Source organism: Amycolatopsis thailandensis (assembly GCF_002234405.1).
In the GTDB taxonomy this organism is placed as follows: Bacteria; Actinomycetota; Actinomycetes; order Mycobacteriales; family Pseudonocardiaceae; genus Amycolatopsis; species Amycolatopsis thailandensis.
The window spans coordinates 1-9,395 of sequence record NZ_NMQT01000209.1; the positions used below are offsets into that span (position 1 = coordinate 1).

10 protein-coding genes are annotated in these 9,395 nt (G+C 70.5%); 7 read left to right on the forward strand and 3 right to left on the reverse strand.

Annotation, left to right across the window (positions count from 1 at the left end; translation table 11 throughout):
* Positions 1-71 precede the first annotated feature (71 nt).
* Genes CFP71_RS41135 through CFP71_RS41145 form a run of 3 tightly spaced genes read right to left on the reverse strand, consistent with a single transcriptional unit; the run spans position 72 to position 4,967 of the window.
* The gene (locus CFP71_RS41135; protein WP_167406470.1) at positions 72-2,597 is read right to left on the reverse strand and encodes a transglutaminase TgpA family protein; all 2,526 of its coding nucleotides are present in this window, start codon (positions 2,595-2,597) and stop codon (positions 72-74) included.
* A complete protein-coding gene (locus CFP71_RS41140) occupies positions 2,594-3,868 on the reverse strand; it encodes a DUF58 domain-containing protein (protein WP_093939291.1) in 1,275 nt (424 codons plus the stop codon). Before CFP71_RS41140 ends, CFP71_RS41135 begins: the two co-directional genes overlap by 4 nt.
* 19 nt (positions 3,869-3,887) lie before the next feature.
* Complete coding sequence (locus tag CFP71_RS41145; protein WP_167406471.1) at positions 3,888-4,967, reverse strand: AAA family ATPase; 1,080 nt, start codon at positions 4,965-4,967, stop codon at positions 3,888-3,890.
* Between the two features lie 274 nt (positions 4,968-5,241).
* On the opposite strand from CFP71_RS41145, the gene CFP71_RS41150 reads away from it, so the two are divergent.
* The 7 genes from CFP71_RS41150 to CFP71_RS41180 form a co-directional block, all read left to right on the forward strand.
* Entirely contained in the window at positions 5,242-5,595 is a 354-nt protein-coding gene (locus CFP71_RS41150; RefSeq protein WP_093939292.1) for a hypothetical protein, read from the forward strand.
* A gap of 4 nt (positions 5,596-5,599) precedes the next feature.
* A complete protein-coding gene (locus CFP71_RS41155; protein WP_093939293.1) occupies positions 5,600-6,145 on the forward strand; it encodes a DUF3558 domain-containing protein in 546 nt (181 codons plus the stop codon).
* A gap of 11 nt (positions 6,146-6,156) precedes the next feature.
* A complete protein-coding gene (locus CFP71_RS41160; RefSeq protein ID WP_093939294.1) occupies positions 6,157-6,735 on the forward strand; it encodes a PE-PGRS family protein in 579 nt (192 codons plus the stop codon).
* A complete protein-coding gene (locus CFP71_RS41165; protein WP_093939295.1) occupies positions 6,732-7,484 on the forward strand; it encodes an ESX secretion-associated protein EspG in 753 nt (250 codons plus the stop codon). The genes CFP71_RS41160 and CFP71_RS41165 overlap by 4 nt, the downstream gene beginning before the upstream one ends.
* Positions 7,485-7,530: 46 nt before the next feature.
* The gene (locus CFP71_RS41170) at positions 7,531-8,058 is read left to right on the forward strand and encodes a YbaB/EbfC family nucleoid-associated protein (protein WP_093939296.1); all 528 of its coding nucleotides are present in this window, start codon (positions 7,531-7,533) and stop codon (positions 8,056-8,058) included.
* Positions 8,055-8,378 carry a type VII secretion target gene (locus CFP71_RS41175; RefSeq protein ID WP_005156432.1) on the forward strand — a complete coding sequence of 108 codons (324 nt, stop codon included), beginning with the start codon at positions 8,055-8,057 and terminating at the stop codon, positions 8,376-8,378. The genes CFP71_RS41170 and CFP71_RS41175 overlap by 4 nt, the downstream gene beginning before the upstream one ends.
* Positions 8,375-9,395, forward strand: a 1,021-nt coding sequence (locus CFP71_RS41180; RefSeq protein WP_093939297.1) for a WXG100 family type VII secretion target, incomplete at its 3' end; no start/stop codon positions are given. The genes CFP71_RS41175 and CFP71_RS41180, both read left to right, overlap by 4 nt.

A 9,395-nucleotide genomic window follows, 5' to 3' on the forward strand; every position in this document is an offset into this window, starting at 1 on the left:
CGTGAGTGGTAAGTGACGTTAGAACGTCACTTACCACTCACGACCCGCTCCAGGTCTCGCTCCAGGTCCGGCTACTTGTCCCGTCGCCTCAGCGACCGCGGGAACAGGCGGCCCTTCCACGACATGGGCGCGTTCCGCTTCAGGCTCTTGCGGACCTCGTCGAACGCCGGGCCCAGGGCCTGGTCGTCCACCGGCTTGTCCGAGTACCAGGACTTTTCCACGACACCGATGACCGTCCGCAGCCCGGAACGGCCCTCCTCGTCGAGGCGGTGCTTCTCGACGACCTTCCGGCCCGCCACGCGCACCGTGTCACCGCCGGAGAGCGGCAGGCCGCGGTCCGCGCACTCGTCCAGCAGTTCGCGCCACGCCGCGTCGGCCGCGGCGGGGGAGTGGGACGCGATCTTCTGCAACCGCAGCCGTCGCTTGATCTCCCGGATCGCCGTCGGTGTGCCCAACCCGCCGAGGACGACCACCAGGGCCAGCGCGAACCACCACGACACCCAAGCCGCCAGGAACGCGAACGCCGTCACCCACAGCCCGATCACGATCAGCGGGAGCCAGTTCGTCACGTTCTCGTTGTCCAGGAACCCGCCGTCCCCCCGCGCCGGGGCGCGCGCCTCCGGGGAGCGTGACGGCGCCGAGCGCATCAGCGCCCGGTATCTCAGATGCGACCGCACGATCGTGACCACGGTCAGCGCGGCCGCCAGCCCACCGAGGATCCCGGCGAGGATCGCGGGCCACAGCGGCTCTTCCTCCTGCTGGTTCGCGCCGCCGTCGGCGTTGGGGTCCGCGCCCGGGTCGCGGGGCGTGCCGGTCGCGGGCACGCTCGGCTTCGGTGCGCTCGGCACTTCCTGCGTGTCGTTGGCCGAGGTGCTGGAGGGGTTGGTCTGCAGGTACGGCGGGACGACCGCGCGGCCGTCGAGCAGCGGGGTCGGGTCGAAGCTGACCCAGCCCTTCGTCTGGAAGTAGACCTCGACCCACGCGTGCGCGTCCTCGGAGCTGATCGAGAGGTGATCGCCCTTCGGCGTCCCCGAGGTGAAACCGATGGCGACGCGGGACGGGATACCGGCCGACCGCAGCATCACGGCCATCGCGGACGCGTACTGCTCGCAGAATCCGCGCTTGCCGTTGAGGATGAAGTCGGCGAGCGCGTCGGAGTCGGTGGCCTCGGCGGTCTTGGTGTCGTAGACGAAGCCGTTCTGCGCGGTGAAGAACGACCAGATCGCCTGTGCCTTGTCGAAGTTGTTGGACTCGTTCTCCGTCAGCTGCCTGGCCTTCGCGGCCACCCTGGGGTCGACGCGATCGACCTGGACGAACTGCGGCGGCACCTCGGCCAGTTGGGCGTCGTCCCGGCGGAGTTCGTCCTTCGACGGTTCCTTGATCGCCGCGGTCTCGGTGTAGGCGGGCGCGTTCTGTTTGGTCGTGGTGAACACGGCGCCGCCGACGGGGTCGTACAGCCAGTTGTCGGCCAGCCCGGTGAGCGTCCGCGGCACCCCGTAGATCGGCAGCCAGTTGTCGACCCAGTTCGTCGGTTCGATCCGGATCTCGCGTGCGGGTCCGGACCCGTCGTCGCCCTTGACCGGCGGGAGCGGCTGGTTGGCCTGCACCCCCTGCTGGGCGCGGCCGTTCTGCGCCAGGCCCCAGCCCTTGTTCGGCGTGTAGGTGTCGAGGGTGAACGCGCGCAGCAGCTTCTTGTCCGCGCCCATCCCGTAGACCTTGAACAGTTCGACGTTCTCGCCCTGGTCGAGCAGGCCGCGCAGCTGAGTGAACGGCTCGACACCGAAGCCGCCCGCCCCGCCGCGGCCGCCTCCCTCGGCGCCGGGGAGCCTGCCGACCGTGCCGACACCGGTGACGGCCGTGCCCAGCACCAGGCCCATCGCGATCGCGGCGGCCACCACGCCGACCGGGGCGGACAGCGTGCTCGCCGAATTGCCCAGTCCTGGTGCTTCCCGGTTGCGCCAGCGGCGATGCCGATGGTTGCCGTCGACGGCGAGCAGCCCGGCGAACGCGGCCGCGCCGAGCAGGAACGTCCACCACGGCAGCATTTCTTCGGCCAGCGCGGCGGGTACGGCGTAGACGCACAGCAGCACCAGACCGGTCGCGGCCGGCGCGGAGGCGGCCACGGCCAGGGTGTCGACCAGTACCGCGACCAGGCCGATCGCGATGGTGATCAGGCACAGGATCGGCGGGGTGCCCTCGATCGGGGGCAGCCCCACACGGATCTGTTCGGCCGCCGCGGAGAGCACGCCGCGCAGTTCTTCGAGCGCGTCCGGCCCGGGGATGATCTTCAGGATTCCGCTGGTGGTGAACGCCCCGGTGATCAGGAACAGCAGCACCAGCAGCTGCGCGAGGCCGACGACGATGGTCGGCGCGCGCAGCGAGCGCAGGGCGAGTCCGGTGGAGGCGATCAGCACGACGGCCACCAGCAGGTAGCCGAACCAAGCCCAGCCCGAGACGACGCCGGTGAGCGAGGTGGAGGCGAACAGCGTGGCGAGCCCGGCGGCGACCGGCGCGAGCACACTGCTCGTCCAGACCGGTGGCGGTGCCGCGGGACGCGGTTTGGGGGTGTGCGGCCGGGGTGGCGCGGTCGCGGTCACAGGCCGCCTCCGATCAGCGTGCCCCGGCGGGTGGCGGTCTGGCAGAGCTCGGCCCACACCTGCGGCATGGGCGAACCGGGACCGGCGACGACGACGCCCCAGCCCGCGGCGCGCAACAGCGCCACCGACTCTTCGGTGGCGGCGGCCCGGGTTTCGGGCCGGTTGACGCCGGAGGACCAGCCGGGGGTGTCGAGCAGCACGGCGAGACTCCGGATCCCGCGCGGGCGGTAGCGGGACAGCTCGTGCACGGATTCGTTGCTGACGGTGCCGAGCACCGCGATGAGTTCCTGACCTTCGGCCGGGTCGTGGCCGAGGGTGATGTCGCGCTGGTGCGCGGGCTGGAGCGCGGCGAGGACGTCGAGCACGACGTTGTCGTAGTGCTCGCCACCCTCGCCGGGGGTGTCGGCCAGGGTCTGGCCGTGTTCGGTGATCAGCCGGACGCGGTGACCGGAGCGGCGCAGGTGCAGCGAGACGGAAGCGGCGAACGAGACCGCCCATTCGAGGCTCGCGGCGGGGCCGGTGCCGTGGTGCGCGGCCGCGCGGTGGTCGAGCAGCACGGTGGTGCCGCCACGCCAGGGCTTTTCCTCGACGCGGACCATGATCTCGTCGCGGCGGGCGGTCGAGCGCCAGTGGACCTTCCGCAGGTCGTCGCCCTGGCGGTACTGCCGGACGATCACGTCCGACTCGCCCTGCCCGGCGTGCAGACGGATGCTGCCGTCGTCACCGGCGCCGATCCCGGCACCGCTGGGCAGGCCCCACAGACCGGCCACCTTCGGCACCACGACCAGCCGCGAATGCCCGATCAGCTCGCGTTCGAACTCGCACAGCCCGAACGGGTCGGTGATCGTCGCCCGCAGCGGGCCGACCTGCTGGATCCCGCGCAGCACCGGCTGAAGCGGGTACCGCAGCGCGACCCGCCGGTCGTGCGGCAGCCGTTCGACGACGAACCGCGGCCGCGAACCCAGCGCGTAGGGCACGCCGTCTTCGAGCAGCACCTCACCCGCGGGAAGCCTGCCGTTCCGCCAGAGTTCCAGCTGGACCTCGCCGGGCGAGCCCACCGAGACCCGGTCCGGGCGCAGCGCGCGCGCCGCGCCCAGCTTCAGCCGGGTCGCCGAGATGAAGAAGGCGACCAGCAGCGGCAGGGCGACGACGAACACCGCGACGCGCAGCAGATCCCGTTCGTTGAGCACGAACGAGCAAGCGGCCGCGGCCACGCCGGCGGCGAGGAGGCAGCGGCCGCGTGTGGTCAGGCCGGACAGAGCACGCAGCATGGGCCCCGTATTCCTTTACTCAGCGGTGGTTCGAGCCCTGCGGAACGGGAACGCGGTGCAGGATCGCGCGGACCACGTCGGTAGCCGACCGGCGGGCGGCGTGCGCCTCGGTGGTGAGCACCATGCGGTGTGCCAGCACCGGGATCGCGACCGTGTGCAGGTCGTCCGGGACGACGAACTCGCGGCCGGAAAGCGCGGCCTGCGCACGGGCGGCGCGGACCAGCTGCAAGGTCGCCCGGGGCGAGGCGCCGAGCCGGATCTCCGGCGCCTGCCGGGTCGCGGAGACCAGTTCGACGGCGTACCGGCGGACCTCCGGCGAGATGTGCACCGACCGGACCGTCTCGATCAGCCGCTGCACCGACTCGCGGTCGGAGACGGGTTCGAGGTCGGCAAGCGGGTTGTGCCCGGCGTGCTCGTCGACCATGGCCAGTTCGGCCTGCTGGTCGGGGTAGCCGATGGACACCCGCGCGGTGAACCGGTCGCGTTGGGCCTCGGGCAGCGCGTAGGTGCCCTCCATCTCGATCGGGTTCTGGGTGGCGATCACCATGAACGGCTCTTCGAGGTGGTAGGTCGAGGTGTCGACGGTGACCTGGTGCTCTTCCATGCATTCGAGCAGCGCGGACTGCGTCTTCGGCGAGGCGCGGTTGATCTCGTCGCCCACCACGATGTTCGCGAACACCGGGCCGGGCCGGAACTCGAACTCGCCGCTCTGCCGGTTGTAGATGGACACCCCGGTGACGTCGCTGGGCAACAGGTCGGGGGTGAACTGGATCCGGCTGACGGTGCAGTCGATCGAGCGGGCCAGCGCCTTGGCCAGCGAGGTCTTGCCGACCCCGGGGACGTCTTCGACGAGGAGGTGGCCTTCGGCGAGGAGGGTCACGAGAGCGATGCGGATGACGTCGGGTTTGCCGACCAGTACCCGCTCGACGTTGGCGGCGATCCGCCGCGCCGTCTCGTGCAGTTCGTCCAGCGACGCACGGCCGTCACGGCCGTTCTGCGGTCCGCTGACCGAGCCCGCGGCCGTGGGATACGGCGCTTGCCCGGTTGTCTGCTCGCCCTGCTGTTCGCCGGGCGTCGCAGACTGGATTCTCGACGTCACTCGACCTCCTGATGCCGCGTGGCTGGATGTCCGCTGGGTCTGCTGCCGGACCTGATTCGGGTCCCCCGGGCAGCGGTCAGCCTCCCACGAAGTGTGTCAAACTCGGGCGAACTCTTGGGGGGAACCCCGCCAACCCCAGTCGATGACTCTGTGCAACCGGAGACCTTACCTCGATCGGGTGAGTTGAGCGTGTTTTCAGGTGCTCCCGCTGACACCGGGTTTTGTCGTATGCTCCGTTGCGAGGTCGTCCGACTACGGAGAGGCGTAATCGCACATGAGCGACGTGAGAACCGCCAAACCCCGGTTCGATTTGAGCGGGTTCGCGGTCGCCCCGGAACTGGCGGCGGATGCCCACGTGAAGATCTCCGCCCTGCAAGACGTGGTCGGCCAGATGGTCCGGGAGGCCAAGGTGCTCGGCCGCACGGTTCCCCTCGGCGGGGGATACGCGGACGAGGTCGGCAAGTTCATGGCGCAGTACGGGATCGGTGCCGACGGCTCCGCGGTCGAGGCGCTCACCGCGTTCGGCAAGGAACTCGAGGCGCTCAAGAACCGGATCGAGAAGGCGCTGGCCCGCTACACCCGACAGGATGAACAGGCGGCGGCGGACGTGGACTGTGTCGGCGGCTGACCCCATGCGCTCCCGCTTCCCTCTCTTCGCCCTCTTCGGCGCGCTCTCCGTCCTCACAGTGTCCGCTTGTGGGCAAGGGGCCGCAGGCCAGGAGCGGATTCCGGTCGCCGACGACGGTGACGGCCCGGCTCCCTCGTCCTCGGCGCCCGCGACGGACGGTCACGTGGATCCGTGCACGCTGCTCGACCCGAAGGACCGGTCGACGGCCGGGTTGAACGTGCCCGGCGTGCCGAAGGAGATCAACGGCGCCCGCGCCTGCGACTGGACGGTGCCCGCGACCTTCGGCGTCACCATCACCGTGGACGAGCGGAACGGGCTGGCGGACCTCGAGATCGCGCGCAAGACCGCCACGAAGACCAAGGTCGGTGACCGGCAAGCGCTCAAGGTCGCCGACAAGAAGGCCGCCGACGGGACCTGCGCGGTCCTGCTCGGCCTGGGGGAGAAGGCGAGCGTCCAGATCGACGTGAGCAACACGAACTTCACCGACACCCCGCTCGCCTGCGAGCGCGCGGTGAAGGTGGCGGGACTGGCCGAACCCAAACTTCCGTAGGGAGAACTGCCTTGCCTGAAGGAGAGACTCCGGGCCGCGAGGTCCCGGTCGCGGCCACGCGGTACGAGGCCTACAGCCACGAGGCGCTGGCCGCCGAGGTCGAAGCGGGCAACGACCCCGAGGCGGCCGGTGGCATCGGCGCCGCCTGGGACGCGCTCGCGCGGCGTATGCACGACGCGACGTCCGACCTTGCCGGGCTGGTCGGCAGCAGCCAGGAGACCTGGCGCGGGGAAGCGGGCGACGCGCTCCGCGGTGTGCTCACCACGGCGTCCGGCTGGCTGACCTGGTCCGCCGATCTCTCGTCGGCGCTCGGGCAGGCGGTTTCCGGGCAGGCCGAGGCCGCCGCGCGGGCCCGCGCCGACATGCCGCCCCCGGTGGACTACGACCCCGGCGCGATGATCCGCGGTGCCGCCGCCGGCGGGAACCTGGCGCTTCTCGCCGCGCTCGCCGACGAGATGGAGGCCAAGCACGCGGAGGCCGAGGCCGCCCGCCGCAAGGCCGTCGACGTGATGAACACCCGCGACGCCTCGCTGCATTCGCTGACCCCGCGGATCTCCTTCGGGAAGCCGCCCGAGCTGGGGCGGTCTTGATCCGCGTTTCCGCGTCGGCGTTCGACGTCCTCTGGTCCGACCTGGGACACGCGGCCCCGCCTTGGCCGCTGTCCGTCCGCAGCGTCGGCACCACGGAATCCGAACGCGCCGAGATCCGCGGCGCGGTCTACGAGAATCTCGCCGAACGAGGCCTCTATGACGGGGATCGGCTCGACGCCGCCCTGGAAGCACGGCTGGACCTGCTCGCGCGAGCCGAGGTCTACGTCGAATGCGAGGCGCTGGCCGATATGACGGCCGAAGCGCCGTTCCGCGCGGTCGCGGCCGCGCGCGGGCGGCACGGTGTGCTGGCCACCCAGCCCGAACAGACCATCGCGTTGTCCGGGATCGGCGACGGCGAGGTGTTCGGCGCGATCGTCGACGTCCTCCCGGAGCTTCGGCCCGGCCCCGGCTACGGGATCAGCCTGCCCGCCGCGCGGTTCGGCGGTGACCTGGAAGATCCGGTGTTCGGCGACGGCGGACGGTCGTCGGCTTCGGACAGCCAGTTGCGCGAGGTGCTCGCGATCCAGGCCCGGCCGGTGTACAGCGCGGGCCAGTTCACCGTGCGGACCCGCGACCGCGACGGCCGGGCGCACCGGGCGGGCGGACTGACCTGGTTCGACACCGACGTCGGCGCGTACTGCGCGGCACGGACCGAGGGCCGCGGTGGGCAGGCGTGGGTGAACGTGTCCCCTGTGGACGGTCCGCGGCTGGCCGCGCGATTGGCCTCGCTGCTGGATCCGGACCGCTAGGTTGTGAGAAGCCCGAGGGAGCCTCGGGGAGGGAGGGGGTCGGAGAATGTCCGTGCCGTTCGGTGGCCAGGTGCGTGATCCGCAGGAGTGGATGCGCGAACAGGAACAGCGCAGCGCGGCGTTGCTCGCCAAGGCGGAACAGGCGAAGACCGAGCTGGAGAACAACGTCGTCACCTTGAGCAGCCCGGACCGGCTGGTCACCGTGACGGTCAATCCCGGCGGTGGCCTGATGTCGCTCGCGCTGTCCCCGCAGGCGCAGGAACGGCCGCCGGCCCAGCTCGCGTCGCTGATCATGAGCACCTACCGCAAGGCGACGACCAGGGCCGCGGACCGGACCCTGGAGATCATGGCCGGGCTGACCGGTGAGGACTCCGACGCGGTCGACTTCATCAAGAGCACGCTGCCGCCGCGGGAAGAGCCCCAGGCCACCACTCCGGAACCGGACTCCGCGCGCTTCGTCGTCGAGGAGACGGAACCTGCCCCCGAACCGCCGAAGCGCCGGCCTTCCCGTCCGGCGTCCGGTGAGGACGACGGCGAGGACTTCCAGAACGTCGACTGGACCGGCCGCTCGTGAGCGGGCCGGGATACGGCGTCTCGCCGGAACGGCTGAAGGCACACGCGGACCAGGTCGCCGACCTCGCCGAACGCATCCGCGGCGCGGCCTCGGCGGCGAACCAGGTCGGCATGGGCGGCTTCGCGGGCTACGGCCTGCTGTGCGCGGTGCCCGTCGGCGGCGTTCTGCAGATCGCCCAGGGCGACGCGGACGAGCTTATGACCAGCGCGGCGAACCTCGGCGACGCGTTGTCCGACGCGCTGAAGAAGGCGGCCACGGACTACACGAAGATCGACGACGACGCGGCGCAGCTCAGCCGGGACCTGGGGAAGAAGCTGTGAGCGAAGACCTGATCGCCAAGAAGGAGGAGAAGTCCGAACCGTTCAAGGGCGGAGGCATCTTCGACAGCGGCTCAAGTGTGGTCGGAGACATCTTCAAGGCGACGAAGGGCGAAGATCTCGACGCGTTCGCGGTCGCCATGGACGGAGTCTCGTTCGGCCTTGACGTCTTGTCCATGGTCCTGAACCCGCTCGGAGAGCTGGTAAAGGCCGGCGTCGGCTGGCTGATGGAGAACCTGGACTTCATCCGCGAACCACTGGAGATCCTCACCGGTGATCCCGAGCTGGTCCAGCAAGCCGCCCAGACCTGGAACAACATCGCGGCCGAGCTCGAAGCCGTGGCAGGCGACTACGAAGGTTCCCTGAGCACGACATCCGGATGGGACGGTGACGCGGCCATCGCCTACCGCCGTGTCGCGCTTCAGTACACACAGTCTTTGCGTGACGTCGCCGCCGAAGCGAAGGACTCGGCTCAGTGGATCACCACCGGCGGGATGGTGGTGGCTACCGCACGGGCGCTGATCTTCGACATCATCGCCGGCTTCATCAGCGACGTCATCACCCGCGCGCTGCTCGCGCTCGCGTCATCGTGGTTCACCCTCGGCGGTTCGGTCGCCGCGTTCACCGCGAGCATCTTCGCCGACGCGGTCAAGGTCATGGCGAAGATCCAGAAGAAGCTCGGCAAACTGCTCGGCGCCATCCAACGGTTCGTGAAGCGCTTCGAGGGTTCGAGCGAGCGTGCGCGGGAGGCGGCGCGGGCGCTGGGACGGAAGTCTTCCGAGCTGGGACGCGAGGCGAACAAGGCGATCAAGGCGAGCGACAAGACGCTGGACAGCCTCAAGGGCGACAACCTCAAGTACCTCCGTGGCGCGAAGGACCGGTTGGAGAACACCACCGCCGGCAAAATCGCCGAGAACACCGGTCTCAAGGTCGCCAAGGAAGCGGGAAAGGCGGCCGCCGCGGACTACAACCAATACGGCGGCGGCTCGTCGGAACGCGGCCAGGTGGTCCCACCCAAGA

Bases quoted from the DNA above. Each gene is read 5' to 3' on its own strand.
- CFP71_RS41140 (WP_093939291.1), bottom strand. From the start codon at position 3,868: ATGCTGCGTGCTCTGTCCGGCCTGACCACACGCGGCCGCTGCCTCCTC.
- CFP71_RS41150 (WP_093939292.1), top strand. From the start codon at position 5,242: ATGAGCGACGTGAGAACCGCCAAACCCCGGTTCGATTTGAGCGGGTTC.
- CFP71_RS41155 (WP_093939293.1), top strand. From the start codon at position 5,600: ATGCGCTCCCGCTTCCCTCTCTTCGCCCTCTTCGGCGCGCTCTCCGTC.
- CFP71_RS41170 (WP_093939296.1), top strand. From the start codon at position 7,531: ATGTCCGTGCCGTTCGGTGGCCAGGTGCGTGATCCGCAGGAGTGGATG.